The organism is Streptomyces sp. DSM 15324, from assembly GCF_001514285.1.
GTDB lineage: Bacteria > Actinomycetota > Actinomycetes > Streptomycetales > Streptomycetaceae > Streptomyces.
Window position 1 is genome coordinate 276,743 of record NZ_KQ949033.1, and the last position, 14,596, is coordinate 291,338.

The 14,596-nt window shown below is 73.2% G+C and carries 17 protein-coding genes; 4 read left to right on the forward strand and 13 right to left on the reverse strand.

The annotated features are described in order from the left end of the window. Positions 1-9: 9 nt before the first annotated feature. Entirely contained in the window at positions 10-912 is a 903-nt protein-coding gene (locus AQJ58_RS31100) for a LysR family transcriptional regulator (protein ID WP_067256157.1), read from the reverse strand. Between the two features lie 74 nt (positions 913-986). On the opposite strand from AQJ58_RS31100, the gene AQJ58_RS31105 reads away from it, so the two are divergent. After that, positions 987-1,940, forward strand: coding sequence for a DMT family transporter (locus tag AQJ58_RS31105; RefSeq protein ID WP_199844729.1), 954 nt, complete (start codon positions 987-989; stop codon positions 1,938-1,940). Between the two features lie 48 nt (positions 1,941-1,988). Here the strand turns inward: AQJ58_RS31105 and AQJ58_RS31110 are convergent, their stop codons facing one another. Beyond that, on the reverse strand, positions 1,989-3,320 hold the full coding sequence (locus AQJ58_RS31110; protein ID WP_067256161.1) for an aminotransferase class I/II-fold pyridoxal phosphate-dependent enzyme: 1,332 nt from the start codon (positions 3,318-3,320) through the stop codon (positions 1,989-1,991). 36 nt (positions 3,321-3,356) lie between these two features. Between AQJ58_RS31110 and AQJ58_RS31115 the strand changes: the two genes are divergently transcribed. Continuing rightward, a complete protein-coding gene (locus AQJ58_RS31115) occupies positions 3,357-4,040 on the forward strand; it encodes a pyridoxamine 5'-phosphate oxidase family protein (protein WP_067256162.1) in 684 nt (227 codons plus the stop codon). A 34-nt stretch (positions 4,041-4,074) separates the two neighbouring features. Here the strand turns inward: AQJ58_RS31115 and AQJ58_RS31120 are convergent, their stop codons facing one another. Then, positions 4,075-5,091 (reverse strand): EamA family transporter, encoded by a 1,017-nt coding sequence (locus AQJ58_RS31120; protein ID WP_067256164.1) that lies wholly within the window; start codon positions 5,089-5,091, stop codon positions 4,075-4,077. 25 nt (positions 5,092-5,116) lie between these two features. After that, positions 5,117-5,698 (reverse strand): Clp protease N-terminal domain-containing protein, encoded by a 582-nt coding sequence (locus tag AQJ58_RS31125; protein ID WP_067256165.1) that lies wholly within the window; start codon positions 5,696-5,698, stop codon positions 5,117-5,119. A gap of 236 nt (positions 5,699-5,934) precedes the next feature. Between AQJ58_RS31125 and AQJ58_RS31130 the strand changes: the two genes are divergently transcribed. Then, a complete protein-coding gene (locus AQJ58_RS31130) occupies positions 5,935-6,363 on the forward strand; it encodes a type II toxin-antitoxin system Rv0910 family toxin (RefSeq protein ID WP_067256167.1) in 429 nt (142 codons plus the stop codon). 111 nt (positions 6,364-6,474) lie between these two features. Here AQJ58_RS31130 and AQJ58_RS41750 read toward each other — a convergent pair whose 3' ends face one another. Continuing rightward, on the reverse strand, positions 6,475-7,119 hold the full coding sequence (locus AQJ58_RS41750; RefSeq protein WP_079079342.1) for a PadR family transcriptional regulator: 645 nt from the start codon (positions 7,117-7,119) through the stop codon (positions 6,475-6,477). Positions 7,120-7,214: 95 nt separating this feature from the next. Here AQJ58_RS41750 and AQJ58_RS31140 point away from each other — a divergent pair, with 95 nt between their 5' ends. Beyond that, positions 7,215-8,006: an SDR family NAD(P)-dependent oxidoreductase gene (locus AQJ58_RS31140; RefSeq protein WP_067256171.1), complete on the forward strand. Its 792-nt coding sequence runs from the start codon at positions 7,215-7,217 to the stop codon at positions 8,004-8,006. A gap of 41 nt (positions 8,007-8,047) precedes the next feature. Here the strand turns inward: AQJ58_RS31140 and AQJ58_RS31145 are convergent, their stop codons facing one another. The 8 genes from AQJ58_RS31145 to AQJ58_RS31180 form a co-directional block, all read right to left on the reverse strand. Beyond that, positions 8,048-8,887, reverse strand: coding sequence for a class II glutamine amidotransferase (locus tag AQJ58_RS31145; RefSeq protein WP_067256173.1), 840 nt, complete (start codon positions 8,885-8,887; stop codon positions 8,048-8,050). A 43-nt stretch (positions 8,888-8,930) separates the two neighbouring features. Beyond that, positions 8,931-9,344 carry a DUF7144 family membrane protein gene (locus tag AQJ58_RS31150; RefSeq protein ID WP_067256174.1) on the reverse strand — a complete coding sequence of 138 codons (414 nt, stop codon included), beginning with the start codon at positions 9,342-9,344 and terminating at the stop codon, positions 8,931-8,933. 40 nt (positions 9,345-9,384) lie between these two features. After that, the gene (locus AQJ58_RS31155) at positions 9,385-9,828 is read right to left on the reverse strand and encodes an SHOCT domain-containing protein (protein WP_067256176.1); all 444 of its coding nucleotides are present in this window, start codon (positions 9,826-9,828) and stop codon (positions 9,385-9,387) included. A gap of 100 nt (positions 9,829-9,928) precedes the next feature. Then, complete coding sequence (locus tag AQJ58_RS31160; protein WP_079079343.1) at positions 9,929-10,522, reverse strand: HdeD family acid-resistance protein; 594 nt, start codon at positions 10,520-10,522, stop codon at positions 9,929-9,931. 16 nt (positions 10,523-10,538) lie between these two features. Next, the gene (locus AQJ58_RS31165) at positions 10,539-10,736 is read right to left on the reverse strand and encodes a hypothetical protein (RefSeq protein ID WP_067256180.1); all 198 of its coding nucleotides are present in this window, start codon (positions 10,734-10,736) and stop codon (positions 10,539-10,541) included. Between the two features lie 126 nt (positions 10,737-10,862). Then, entirely contained in the window at positions 10,863-11,381 is a 519-nt protein-coding gene (locus AQJ58_RS31170; RefSeq protein ID WP_067256182.1) for a hypothetical protein, read from the reverse strand. A gap of 19 nt (positions 11,382-11,400) precedes the next feature. Then, a complete protein-coding gene (locus tag AQJ58_RS31175) occupies positions 11,401-13,008 on the reverse strand; it encodes an MFS transporter (protein WP_067256307.1) in 1,608 nt (535 codons plus the stop codon). Positions 13,009-13,171: 163 nt separating this feature from the next. Continuing rightward, positions 13,172-14,593: a DUF6519 domain-containing protein gene (locus AQJ58_RS31180; RefSeq protein ID WP_067256184.1), complete on the reverse strand. Its 1,422-nt coding sequence runs from the start codon at positions 14,591-14,593 to the stop codon at positions 13,172-13,174. Positions 14,594-14,596: the final 3 nt, after the last annotated feature.

Consider the following 14,596-nt stretch of genomic DNA (forward strand, 5'->3'; position numbering starts at 1 on the left):
CCGCACCGCTCAACCCACTGCGGCACCGGCCGCCTTGAGGGCCTCGACCGCCGCCCGGATCGACGGACGGCGGTCCGCGTCCGCCCGCCAGACGACGTACACATGGCGGCGCACCCGCTGCTTGAGCGGAACCAGGACGACGCCTTCGGGCACCGGGTCGCGTCCGAGCAGCGGCACGATGCAGACCCCCAGACCGGCGGCGACCAGACCGAGTTGGGTGTGGGTCTCGGCGGCCCGGTGGCCGACGATCGGTTCGACGCCGCGCGAGCGCAGGGTGAACATCAGCCATTCGTGGCAGAACTCGCCCTCGCCCCAGGTGATCCACTCGTCCCCGGCGAACTCCGCGAGATCCACCTCGTCCCGGCCCGCGAGGGGGTGCCCGGCGGGCATGGCGACGTCGGCGGGGTCGTCCAGGACGGGCGCCTTGACCAGCCCGTCCGGCACGGGCATCGGCTTGTTGTACCAGTCCAGGACGACCGCGAGGTCGAGATCGCCGCGCACGACCCCCGCCACGCCGTTCTCCGGCTCCAGCTCGCAGGAGCGCAGCCGCAGCGCCGGGTGCGCCTTGCGCAGCTCGGCGAGCGCGACGGGGAACAGTCCGCGCGCGGCGGTGGGGAACGCGGAGATCCGCAGCTCCCCCGCGACCTGCCCGCGCCGGGCCTCCAGATCGGACTGGGCCAGCTCCACCTGGGACAGGATCCGGGCCGCGTGCTCGGCCAGCAGGCGCCCCGCGTCGGTCAGCCGCACCCCGCGGCCGTGCTTGGCCAGCAGCCGCTGCCCGACCTCCCGCTCCAGCTTGGCCAGCTGCTGCGAGACGGCCGAGGTCGTGATGTGCAGGCCCGCGGCGGCGCCACTGACGCTGCCGTGCCGGGCGAGGGCGTCGAGGGTCCGCAGGCGCTCCAGGTTCAACATATAAGCAATGCTACGAGGTATCGCTCGCGAATTCTCGATTGTGCTACGAAGTTGTGTACCGCACAGTTGCCGTCATGACCACCGCCGCCGACACCACCGCCGCAGCCAGCGCCGACCTCACCGCTGACGTCACCGCGCTCCCCCGCACCCGCCGCACCCCGGACTGGCGACTGCGGTTCGGCGCGCTCTCGCTGATCTGGGGCTTCAGCTTCCTGCTCATCAAGGTGGGCACGCAGGGTTACGCCCCGTTCCAGGTCACCCTGGGCCGGCTGGTGTTCGAGACGGCGGTGCTGGCGGCCGCGATGGCGGTGCGACGGGAGCGGCTGCCGCGCGGAGCCCGCACCTGGGCGCATCTGACGGTCGCCGCGTTCCTGCTGAACGCCCTGCCGTTCTCGCTCTTCGCCTACTCCGAGCTGACGATCCCCTCCACCCTGGCCGGCATCTGCAACGCCACCTCGCCCCTGTGGGGCATGGCCCTCTCCCTGGTCGCCCTGTCCGAGGACCGGCCCACCCGGGTCCGGGTGGCGGGGCTCGGCCTGGGCTTCCTCGGGGTCCTGACGGTCCTGGGCGCCTGGCAGGGCTTCCAGGGCCTCGACGCCCGCGGCACGGCGATGGCCCTGCTGGCCTCGCTGAGCTACCCGATCGGCTGGATCTACGTCCGCCGCACCCTGGCCGGGACAGGGGCCTCGGCCCTGTCGATGACCGGCGCGCAACTGGGCGTCGCCGCCCTCCAGCTCGCGGTCGTCACCCCGCTGGTCGCCGGCGTCCCGGACCACCTCGCCCCGCTGCCGCTCCTGGCGATCGCCGCGCTGGGCGCCCTCGGCACCGGTCTGGCCCTGCTGATCCAGTACGGGCTGGTGGCGGAGGTCGGCCCGACCACCGCGCAGATGGTCACCTACTTCATCCCGGTGATCGCGACGGGGGCGGGGGTGGCGTTCCTCGGCGAGCCGCTGAGCTGGTCGACGCCGGTCGGGGCGGTGATCGTACTGGCGGGGGCGGCGCTGACCCAGGCGAGGGGCAAGCATTGAACGCGGGCAACGGTGTCCCACCGCACCGCACCCGCACCCCCTAGGGCGCTAAACGTAACTACGGGAGGGAACCGGCCCCAGGGCCGAGGCCACCGCGTCGGCCAGCGGCCCCACCTCCTCACCCCCCAGCGTCGACACGGTGATCCGGATGCCCGGCCCGGTGCTCAGCCGGAACCGCGCCCCCGGTGACACCGCCCACCCCGCGTGCAGCAGCCTCGCCACCACCCCGGTCTCGTCCGGGACCGGCACCCACACGTTCATCCCACTGCGCCCGTGCGCGGCGACCCCCCTCTCGACCAGCGCGGCGATCAGCGCCTCCCGTCGCCCCCGATAGGCCGCGGCCACCGCGTGGCCGTCCACCGCGCCGTCGGCCCACAGCCGCTCCACGGCCCGCTGGACGAGAAGGCTCACCCAACCGGGCCCGAGCCGCTGCCGTCCCCGGACCCGGTCCACGGTGACCTCGTCGCCGGTCAGCACGGCGAGCCGCAGGTCGGGGCCGTAGGCCTTGGCGACCGAGCGCACGAAGGCCCAGTGCCGGGTGACGCCCGCCAGGGGACACAGCGGCAGATCGACGATGCCGTGTCCGTGGTCGTCCTCGATGAGCAGCACCCCGGGGTGGTCCGCGAGGACCGCCCGCAGCGCACGCGCGCGTGCCGCGGTCACGGAGGCCCCGGTGGGGTTCTGGGCGCGGTCGGTGATCAGGACGGCGCGCGCCCCGCTCTCCAGGGCCGCGCGCAGGCCGTCCGGGAGCGGGCCCTCGTCGTCGACGCCGACCGGGACCGTGCGCAGCCCGAGCGCCGGGACGAGGTCGAGGGTGCGCCCCCAGCCGGGGTCCTCCACCGCGACCGGGTCGCCCGGCTTGAGGTGGGCGGCGAGGACGCGTTCGACGGCGTCCAGCGAGCCGGAGGCCACGGTGAGCGGTCCGGCGGGCACGCCGTCGGCGTCGAGCGCGGCGCGGGCCGCCCGGGCCAGGCCGGGGTCCACGGGATCGGCGCCGTACAGGACCGGCTCGCGGTCGGCGCGGGCGGCGGCCGCCGCGAAGGCGGGGGCGAGCGGGGGCAGCAGGGCCGGATCGGGGTTGCCGTCCGCCAGGTCGCGGACGCCGTCCGGCACGTCGAGGCGGGCCTGCTCCCGGCCGGTGGTGGCGGGCTTGGGCCGCACCCGGCTGCCCCGGCGCCCGTGCGTCTCGATGACCCCGCGTTCGCGCAGGGTGCGGTACGCGGCGGCGACCGTGTTCGGGTTCACGCCGAGCGTGACCGCCAGCTCCCTCATCGGCGGCAGTGACTGCCCCGGCGGCAGGGCGCCTTCGCCCACCGCGCGCTCGATGCTCGCGGAAATGTCCGCTGCGCGCCGGCCATGGATCCGATACTCTCCTAGCACAAAGCCTATTATGCACTAGTGCAATGGAGAACGCTCATGCAGGCGACACCCCGGCCCGCACCGCAGTCCGCCGCGTACCCCGCGACCGACCGCACGGTCCCCACGCGCTCCGCGGAGCGGGCCGCCTACGACAAGGACCTGGTGCACGCGATACTCGACGAGGGGTACGTCTGCCACCTCGGGTTCGTCCGCGACGGCGCGCCGGTCGTCCTGCCGACGCTGTACGGACGGGTCGGCGAGGTCCTGTACGTGCACGGCTCCACGGGTTCGCGTCCGCTGCGGATGGCGGGCCAGGCCGACCCGGGGCTGCCGGTGTGCCTGACGGTGACGCACGTGGACGGTCTGGTGCTGGCCCGCTCCGCCTTCCACCACTCGATCAACTACCGCTCGGTCGTGGTGCACGGCCTGGCGTACGACGTCACCGACCCGGAGGAGAAGCGCGCCGCCCTCGACGCGCTGGTCGACCATGTCGTCCCGGGCCGCGCCGCCGACTCCCGGCCGGCGAACAAGAAGGAACTGGCGGCGACCGCGGTGATCCGCCTCGACCTGAACGAGGTCTCCGCCAAGACCCGCACCGGCGGGGTCAACGACGAGCCCGAGGACCTGGCCCTGCCGCACTGGGCCGGGGTGCTCCCGCTGCGCAAGGGGTACGGCGCCCCGCTCCCGGAGGCCGACCTGGTCCCCGGCACGCCGGTCCCGGACTACCTGGCGGCCCGGTGACACGCCGGCGCCGCCGGAGTCCCCTCCCCCGCCCTCAGCGCCCGCGTCGGGCCGTGGCCTCGCGGGCGGCCTGATCCCGCTCGGGCTCACCGCCGGCGACGGGCTGCGGGGAGCCCTTGGCGGGCGCCGACGACTGGGCGATGTACGCGCCGAGCAGCACTATCGCACCCCCGGCGAGCTGCGGCGCCGAGAGGTGCTCACCCAGCAGGACCCAGGCCAGCACCGTCGCGACGACCGCCTCCAGACACGCCACGACCCCCGCGACCTGTGGGGAGAGCCGGCGTACCGCGAGCACGCCGGTGACGTACGCGACGACCGTGGCGATCAGCACGATCCAGCCGAGCAGCAGCCAGGCCGGGACCCGGGTGCCGTTCAGGTCGGCGGAGCCCGTGAGCACGGAGAAGTCCAGGTTCCACGGACGCGCCACGAGGGTGAGCACCAGGGCGCCGGTCAGCAGACCGTAGGCGATCACGCCGAGCGGGTCGGGGGCGTCGTCGCCCGCGTCGCCGCCCTGGTCGGCCAGGACGAAGTAGCCGACCTGGCAGCAGGCGGCGGCCAGCGCGAGCAGCAGCCCGAGGGCGTCGAACCGGAGCCCCGACCAGACCTCGACGACACAGGTGAGCCCGCCGACCGCGAGGACCACCCCGAGCGCGGCGGCGCGGGTCACCGGCCGCCGCTGCACGAACCGCACCCAGCCCAGCACCAGGGCGGGCGCCAGATACTCCAGGAGCAGGGACACCGCGACGGGCATCCGGGAGATCGAGGCGAAGTAGAAGGCCTGGACACCGGCCACCGCGAGCAGGCCGAACCCGGCGAGGAGCGCGGGGCGGCGGCGCAGCAGGGCCCGGTGGCGCACGGCGAGCGGCAGCATGACCAGGGCGGCGCCGGTCACCCTCAGCCAGACCACGTGCAGCGGGTCGAGACCCGCCTCGATCAGCGGCTTGGCCGCGACCCCCGATCCGCCGAAGGCGATCGCCGACCCGACCGCCAGCCCGAGCCCGATGCCCTTGCCGCGGCTGCCCTGACTGGTTCCAGAGGTGCGCACCGGCACATGATGACAGGCGATGACAGCACCGTCATCCCCGATGGCACCTGTCTCGGGAACCGGACGACATGTCGTACCGCTCCGGCTCCCCTGCCGCCACGCTCTCCTCGACGCGGGCGCGCAGGTCGAGCACGTCCACCCCGGCGTGGGCGAGGACCTCGACGGCCCGCGCCTGCGGGTCCGCGACGAGCGCGGTGAGGAGGTCGAGGCCGGGAGCCGGGACCGCGTGCCGGCGGCCGCCACGCGCCCCCGCCTGTTCCAGCGCGGCCGCGGCGAGCGGCGAGAACCCCTCCACCGCCGGGGCGACCGGCAGCGCCCCGGAGTCCTCGACACCGCTCTGCCAGCGCAGGCCGTAGCCGATGCTGCGCTGGACGAGATAGCCGAGCAGCCGGGCGAGCTGGGGCCCGTCGCCGAAGGCGGCGCGGACCCGGGGGTCGTGTTCCAGGAGGGAGTGCAGCAGATGGGCGGTGTCGATCTGGCGGTCCCCGTCGCGCACCGCGCGGCGGCGGGCGGCCGCGAGGACCGCCGCGACGTCGTGGTCGGGTCTCGGGGCGTCGTCCGTCCCGTGCGTCGCCTGGTCATCCGTCGACTGCCGGGGAATACGGGGTTGCACCTTCCCACCTCATCAGCCCCGACCCGTCCCGTCATCCCCGGAAGGGAGCATCCGCGCGTCCCACGCTGAGCGGACGCCGAGGGGTGCAATCTCCTCCTTACGGATGAGATCAGGCCCCACATTCGTCAGGGGCGGGCGCCTCCTTGACGGTTCATCAGTATTGAATGTTCGCGGCCCTGGAGCTACGTTCCGTGACACCGCAGCGTCCAGTTGCCCGACCTGAGGAGGGTGGTCTCATGGCCGAAGTCAGCGCGGAGGCACGCATCCAGGCACCGGCCGAGAAGGTGTGGGCCCAGCTCACCGACTGGCCGGCCTACGGGGAGTGGAACGCGACGCACACCAACTTCCCCGGCGGCGGCCCCGAGAGCCTCGAGGTGGGCGCGACCTTCCAGGAGAACATGAAGCTGATGGGCTTCCCCGCCGAGGTGGAGTGGACGGTCGCGGAGCTGGAGCCGGCGCGGGTGCTGGTGATCCGCGGCAAGGGCCCGATGGCGGTGTCCGTGGCCACCCGCTACACCCTCACCCCGGACGGGGACGCCACGACGGTGCGCATCGACGGCGAGTTCACGGGCGCGGCCGTGTCGCTGATGGCGGGCAAGCTGAAGGACTCGGGAACGGCCGCGCTGAACGAGTCGCTGCGCAAACTGGGCGGGCTGGTGGCCTGACCCGGCCCGCCGCGGCCGCCGTACGACACGGAAGGGCGCCCCGCGGATCACTCCTCGGGGCGCCCTCACCGTCGTACGACCGCCGCGGCGTCGCCGTCCGCACTACTGCCGTCAGTCCTCGTCGGCGAGGATCAGGTACAGCTTCTTGCGGGCCTCGTTGATGACCGTGAGCGCCTTGTCGCGCTGGTCCTTGCTGCCGGTCTTCCAGACCTGCCCGAAGGCCTCCATCAGACCGAAGCCGGCCTGGCGGATCTCGCCGAGCGCCTCCCAGTCGACGCCACGCGCGGCCTCCTCCCAGGGGGCGTCCGGCCCCTCCTCGGCCGCGGTACGGCCCTCCTCGGTGAGCGAGAACAGCTTCTTGCCGCCTTCGCTCTCACTGCTGATCAAGCCCTCGTCCTCCAGGAGCTGGAGGGTCGGGTACACCGAGCCGGGGCTGGGCTTCCACGCCCCGCCGCTGCGCTCGGCGATCTCCTGGATCATCTCGTAACCGTGCATGGGACGGTCCTTGAGCAGGGCCAGGATCGAGGCCCGTACGTCACCGCGCCGCGCCCTCCCCCTGGGCCCGCCGCGCCCTCGTCCACCCCAGGGACCGGGACCGAAGCCCGGTCCGCCCGGGCCGAAACCGGGACCGCCGGGGCCGAAGCCGGGGCCGCCCGGACCGAAGGGCCCGAAAGCCGCGCGTCGGCCACCCCGTCCACCGGGGCCGCTCCAGGGGCCGTCCTGACCATGTCCACGCTCGAATCCGTGGGTACGCATCGCCCATCACTCCATTCCATCGTTGATCTGTCGCGATGCGTCAACGATATATCGGAACAGTTCGGTTGGCAAGGCTTCACCGATAGGGTGCGGACATGACTGCGCAGCGCGGCCCGCACGCCTACCTCTCCGACCTGTTCTCGCTGGACGGCCTGGTCGCCGTGGTGACGGGTGGCAGTTCCGGCATCGGACGCGCCATCGCCGGCGCGCTCGCGGGGGCGGGGGCGCGGGTGGTGGTCGTGGCCCGACGGGAGCCCGAACTGGTCGCCACGGTCGAGGAGCTGACGGCGGCGGGCGGCCGGGCGGCCTGGGTGAGCGCGGATCTGAGCACCCGCGACGGGGTCCGCGCGGCGGCGGAGAGCGCGGCCGCCGTGTTCGGCGAGCCCGACATCCTCGTCAACAGCGCGGGCGTCAACCTGCGGCCGCCGATGGGCGAGCTGGGCGAGGATGTGTGGGACGCCACCATGGCCGTGAACCTGGAGGCGCCCTACCTGCTGGGCCTGCGATTCGGTCCCGGCATGGCCGAGCGGGGCTTCGGGCGGATCATCCACCTCACCTCCCAGCAGGCGCACCGGGCCTTCGTCCAGAGCGGCGCGTACGGGGTCTCCAAGGGGGCGCTGGAATCACTGGCCCGTTCCCAGGCGGAGGCGTGGTCGCCGCACGGCGTCACCTGCAACACCCTCGTGCCCGGCTTCGTCATGACCCCGCTCAACACACGGCTGTCGGCCGACCCGGAGCGCGTGGCCGCACTGGCCGCCCGCACCATGGTCGGCCGCAACGGACTGGCCGAGGACTTCGCCGGGGCCGCGGTGTTCCTGGCCTCCCGCGCCTCCGGCTACGTCACGGGGCAGGCGCTCTTCGTCGACGGCGGTTTCTCCGTCCACTGAAGCACCTGCCCCACGACCGCCTTCTCCGGCGAACGGGGCGGCTAGGCCGCCTGCGGGGTGAACGGGTGCATCTGGTCGTTGCCCGGTTCGACGAGCCCGTAACTGCTCTCCGGCACCTCGTTCCAGGCGCCCGGCAGGTCGCCCAGGGGCTCGGAGACGACGAGCCGGGTCTCGTCGGAGACCTCGCGCAGGAAGGCGAGGTCGGGGTGGAGCTCGCGCAAGGTGTCCACCGCGGTGCTGTAGAACAGCGAGCGGGACTGCCCCTGGCTGGAGTAGCGGAAGCCCCACACCCGCTCGCCGTCGGCGACGGAGACCGTCATCTGCAGCGGGAACTCCACGTCGTGGTCGTGACCGACCCGCTCCACGAACCCCGCCATCCGCTCGACGGCGGCCGGCGGGTCCTTCTCCAGGCCGAAGGTGAGGGCCAGGTAGAACATCATCTCGGAGTCCGTCGAGCCCTCCATGTCGAGGAACAGCTCCGGGTCGACGGCGAGGGCGAGGTCACGGCGTATCCGGCGGAACTCGTTGATCGCCCCGTTGTGCATCCAGAGCCAGCGGCCGTGCCGGAAGGGGTGGCAGTTGGTCTGCTGCACCGCCGTACCGGTCGTCGCCCGGATGTGGGCGAAGAACAGCGGGGAGCGGACATGGCTGGCGATCTCCCGCAGATTGCGGTTGCTCCACGCCGGTCCGACGTCCCGGAACACCGCCGGGACCTGGTCGTCCGACTCGGGCGCGTACCAGCCGACGCCGAAGCCGTCGCCGTTGGTCGTCTCCACGCCCATCCGGGAGTGCAGACTCTGGTCGATCAGCGAGTGCTGCGGCTTGTACAGGATCGTGTCGAGGAGGATCGGGGTCCCCGAGTAGGCCAGCCATCGGCACATGTCGTCAGCCTTCCTGTCATGGCGTCGTCGTTGCGGCGGACGGTCACGCGTACCGGTCGGGTCGTACGACGCACAGTGCCCAGATGACGAACGCGGAGAACGCGATCATCACCACCGACCAGACCGGGTAGTACGGCAGGGAGAGGAAGTTGGCGATGATGATGAGGCTCGCGATGGCCACACCGCCGACGCGGGCCCACAGGGCCGTCTGGAACAGCCCCAGGCTGATGATCACCGCGACCGCCCCGAGGATCAGATGGACCCAGCCCCAGCCGGTGACGTCGAAGCGGAAGACGTAGCTGCGCGTCGTGACGAAGATGTCGTCCTCGGCGATCCCCATGATCCCGCGGAAGATGTCCAGCACGCCGGCGATCATGAGCGTGACCGCGGCGAACGCCGTCAGACCCTCGGCCCAGTGCCGCCCGGTCTCGTGCGTGCGCGTCGGATTGGTCGTCATGCCCTGCCTCGATTCGGTGTCTTCGGTGTCGTCCGTCGGCTCAGTTGCGGCTCGCGGAGCCGTGCCCGCTGAGGACCAGCTGCTTGGCCCGGTCGAACTCCTCGTCCGTGATGTCCCCGCGGGCCTTGATCTCGGACAGCCTGGCGAGTTCGTCGACGCTGCTGGTGGGGCCGCCGGAGCCCTTGGCGGTCTGCCGGATGTAGTCGTCGAACTGCTGCTGCTGTTCCCGGGCCTGCGCGATCTCCCGGCGGCCCATGTTCTTCCCGCGGGCCACGACGTAGACGAACACGCCCAGGAAGGGCAGGCAGATGCAGAACACCAGCCAGCCGGCCTTGGCCCAGCCGCTGAGGTCGTCGTCGCGGAAGATGTCCACGATCACCCGGAACAGCAGCACGAACCACATGATCCACAGGAAGAAGATCAGCATGGTCCAGAAGGCGCTGAGCAGCGGATAGTCGTAGGCGAGGTACGTGTCCCCGGTCATCTCGGTCCTCCGTTCCGGGCGTGCGCCCGATGGTTCGCGGGCAGGTGCCCGTCGGCCGTTGACTGCGTCTTCAGCGTGCGCACGGCAGGCGCCCCGCGCCTCACCCCGAACGGGTGAGACCTGCCCGGCGCAGAGCCGCCCGCCAGGCGAGGGCGAGCGCGACCTCGGCGAGGCCCAGCAGCACCAGCCACAGCCCGAGCAGCCGGGTCAGCGCCCGGGCCGACTCGGTGGGCAGGGCGAGCACGACGATGCCCGCCACGACGGCGAGCAGGGCCGCGGCCAGGACGACGCCGCGGTGCGGCAGGTCCCGGGCGGCCAGGGCCGTGTAGAGGCTGAGGACACCCGACACCAGCCAGACGACCCCGACGATCAGGGAGAGCGCGGCGATGGTCTGGAGCGGGTTGCGCAGACACAGCACGCCGGCCAGGACGTACAGCACGGACAGCAGGAGTCCGGGCAGCCGTTCGCCGTGGTCGTCCCGGGCGAAGACGGCGACGAACCGGAACAGCCCGGTCACGAGCAGGTACAGCCCGATCAGCACCGCGAGCACGTGCAGGGTCTCGTCGGGCCAGACCAGCACCAGGATGCCCGGGACGAGCGTGGCGACGGCCGACCCGAGCAGCCAGGTCCAGGACCGGCCGAGGGCGGAGAGGACGGCGGCGGGGTCCCCGCCGGGTGACGACGGCACGCTCATGGCTCCTCCAGCGGGGTCAGTCCGGCATCTGCCGCATCTCCAGGACACGCAGTCCGAGGGACTGGCAGCGGGCCAGCAGGCCGTACAGATGCGCCTCGTCGACGACGTGCCCGAACAGGACGGTCTGGCCGGACATCACGACGTGGTCCAGCTCGGGAAAGACCTTGATCAACGTCTCCGACATCTGTCCGTCGACACGGATCTCGTAGCGCATGAGCCTTCCTAGTGGTCTCCCTGCGATGGTCCGTCGCGGCGGGCCGCGGAGCCTCACCCACCAGAGGTGAGACGCCACCCGGGCCACTCGGCTGATCTGCGGCGATGCCTTCCGAACACCTCCCGGTCAATGGGTGATGAGCAACTTGAACAGGATGATCGGCAGGCCCAGCACCAGGTTCACCGCGGCCGTGACGGCCACCAGCGGCCAGGCGGCCCCGGCCCGTCGTGCCGCCGCCACCGACCAGCCGACCTGGCCCGCCGCCGCGACCGTCAGCGCGAGCCACAGCGTGCCCGTGAGATCGAGGCCGAGGAGGGGGCTGACGGCCACGGCGACCGCGGGCGGGACGGCGGCCTCGACGATGGGCCACTCCTCCCGGCACACGTGCAGCAGGACCGCGCGGCCCGGCCGCCGCCGGACCAGCCGCTCCCCGAACATCTGGGCGTGCACATGGGCCAGCCAGAACGCCACGCCCGTCAGCACCAGCAGCCCCACCAGCTGCAGTCGGGGGAAGTCGCCCAGCGCTCCGGCGCCGACCACGACGGACGCGGCGAGCATCGAGCCGTAGACGCCCCCCGTGTAGTCGGCGCGGGAGCGCCGCCCGAGGGTGGGCTCCCCGGCGCGGAGGTGATCGGTGTCGGACATGGCCCGGCTCCTTCGCGGGTCAGGCCGCGCCGGCGCGCGACGGCTGCGGACGACGGGTGGACGGCCGGCTCGGCAGGTGGGAGGTGACGAGAAGACTGGCCAGGGTGACGCCTCCGGCGGCGAGGATCCCCGCCTTCAGACCGTCGAGCTGGGCCGTGGCGTAGGACTCGGTCAGCGCGTCGACCTCGGCGGGCGGCAGCCCCGCCTGCTCGGCCGCCGAGCGCACCTGGTCGGTCGGCACGAAGGAGATCCCGGCCTCCAGGGCGACGCTCGTGCGCCGCACGGTCTCCTCGGACAGCCGGGGGTCGTTCTCCACCTGGGTGGTGAAGGCCTGGGCGAGCGCGCCGACGAGCAGGGACCCGATGAGTGCCGTGCCGAGCGCGGACCCGAGGTTCTGGGCGGTGAACTGCAGCCCGCCCGCCTCGCTGCGCTCCTCCTCGCCCACGCCGGACTGCACGACGTTGCCGAGCTGCGAGGCGAGCAGGCCCATCCCGATGCCGAGCAGCCCCATCGCGCAGCCGAACTGCACGTCGTCGATGTCCGGGTCGATGGTGGCCAGCAGCCAGACGATGGCGGCGAGCAGGATCAGCAGGGCGAGGCGGACCACCAGGCGCGCCCCCACCTTCCGCCCGAGCCGTGCGGCGAGCGTGGACGCCAGGAGCATCGTGGCGGAGACGGGCAGCAGGCGCAGTCCCGTCTCGAAGGCGTCGAAGCCCTGGACGATCTGGAGGTAGAGCGGGATGGCGAAGAACAGGCCGAGCAGGATGAGGTTCTGGCTGAGCAGACACAGCAGGCCGGAGCGCAGGGCGGGCCGGCGCAGCAGGTCGAGATGGACCAGGGGGTCCGTGTGGAGCCGCTCCCGGTGCCGTTCCCAGCGGACGAAGGCGGCCAGGACGGCGACGCCGAGGCCGATCACGAAGAGGGTCGGCGCGAACCCCAGGACGGTGAAGGGCGGGTTGCGCGGCTGCACCCAGCCCCAGGTGCCGCTCTGGAGCACCCCGAGCACGCCGAGCGCCAGGCCCACCGCCGAGAGCGCGGCGCCGATCCCGTCCAGCCGCGGCCTGGGCCCGGTCTGCGGGACGTCGGCGATCACCCGCCGGCAGGCGAGGATCGCCAGCACGACCACGACCTCCCCGGCGAAGACCAGCCGCCAGGTGAGGTACGTCGTCACCCAGCCGCCCAGCAGCGGTCCGACGGCGATGCCCGCGCCGGCGAGCCCGCCGATGACGCCGTACGCGACGGCCCGGTCCCGCCCCTGGTAGGAGGCGGCGACCAGGGCGGCCATGGCGGGCAGCACCATCGCGGCGCCCAGCCCCTCGATGACCGACCAGCCCAGGGCGAGGACCCACACGGTGGGGGCGACGGCGGTCAGGGCCGAGCCGACGGCGTAGACGGCGAGCCCGAACAGGAACATCCGGCGCCGTCCGAGGATGTCCCCGAGTCTGCCGCCCACGATCATGAAGGCCGCCATGACCAGCGCGTACAGCGTGATGACGGCCTGGATGGCGGTCACCTCGGTGTCGAAGTCCTCGACCAGCCGGCTGATGGAGACGTTCATGACGGACGTGTCCAGCACCATCAGGAACTGGGCCGTACCGAGGACGATCAGAGCCCGCCAGTGTGCCACGGTGTCCACCTCGCCGAGTCGGCCCGGGACGCCGGTGGGCGTGGGCCGGGCGGCGGCCGCGACCGACCGGCCGCCCCTCCATCGCAGCTCAGGGGCGCGTGGGGTGCCTCACCCGTCACGGGCGAGTCTGCGCGGGACATCCCGGGCGGGTCCTTCCGGCGGGTCATTCCGTGAGCTGCCGGAAGACCTTCCTCAGGTCCTGGGCCTGTCCCTCGTCGATCCATGCCAGCGGCGCGTAGTGGTAGGCGACGCCCGCCGGGCGCGCCAGCAGGGGCCGCCCCCCGGCGTCCGTGGGCCATTCGACGGCGCCGGTGACGGTGCGGGCGGCGAAGGTCCAGTGGTCGCCGGAGACGTACTGCCCGCACGGCGCGAAGTAGATCTGCACCCCGTCCTCCAGGTCGAGCCACTCGCCCTCGACCAGCCTGACCGCGCCGCCCTCCAGCCGGGGCACGCCGCGACGACGGCTCTCCGGCTGGTCCCAGCGCCGCAGATACGGATGGCGCCCCGGCTGCCGGCCGACCGTGGGGTCCGGTTCCCCGGACAGGCGCACCCGCCGCCCGGGCAGGTCGATCTCGACCACCTGGAGCAGGTCGTGGATCTCACCGCGCCCGTCGGAGGCGTCGTCGCCGATCTCGACGAAGTCGCCGACGTCCAGGTCGAGCTTGTCGTCGCGGCCCAGCGCCTCCAGCGTGACCCAGTCATCGACCGCGGTCAGCGGCAGCACCACCGAGCCGTTCTCGCGCGACCACTTGTACGACGCCTCGCCGGCCTCACCCCCGCGGTGGATCTCCACCCGGTAGAGCTGGTTCTCCGGTCCGCGGTAGCGGGCGTCCGGCGCGACCGCGCAGGGATCGTTCTCGGTCCGCGCCGGCCGCTCGGCGCGCGCGGCGAGCCGGCAGGTGCGGTCCCGCCGCTCGGCGACCCACGCGTCGAACGCTCCCGCGGGGTCACAGCGCTGGTCCTCCCCCAGCTGGAGGGGCAGCACCTCCCAGTCGGCCCGGACCCGCGCCGTGGTGTCGGGCAGCGCGGCGCCGAGCGCGGTCTCCCGCAGCAGGGGGTCCTGGACGGCCGTCACCAGCCGGTCGCGCACCCGCAGGTAGGCGAGGAACGGGCCGGACGGCAGCTCGTCCTCGTCCCGCTCGGCGTCGCGGTGGGCGTACGGCTGGTCCCAGTACGTCCACGCCGGGTCTCTCCCGGTGCTGTCGGCGGTCCTCGCCCCGGCCTTCACGGCCGTGTCCGGGTGGGCGCGCCCCGCGTCGGTCGGCCGGCCGCCGCACTCCTCCACCGCCGGCAGCGGCTCGGGGCGGGTGGCGTCGACCGGGATTCCGTCCACGTAGTAGCGGCCGGGAGCGATCGTGAGCGAGGCCTTCTCGCCCTCGGCCTCGGGGGCGTACTCGATCCGGAATCCGTCGCCGGGCCCGCCGTGCCGGCCGATCAGGTCGGCGGCCAGGGCCCGGTCGGCCGCGAGCGCGAGCTCCGCCTGCTCGTTGGCCTCGGCGTCCAGCAGCACCCGGCCCTGCTGGCTGACGACCGCGACGTAGTGCTCCTGCGGCCGGTACGTCCGACGCGAGAAATCGCCGTGCATCCT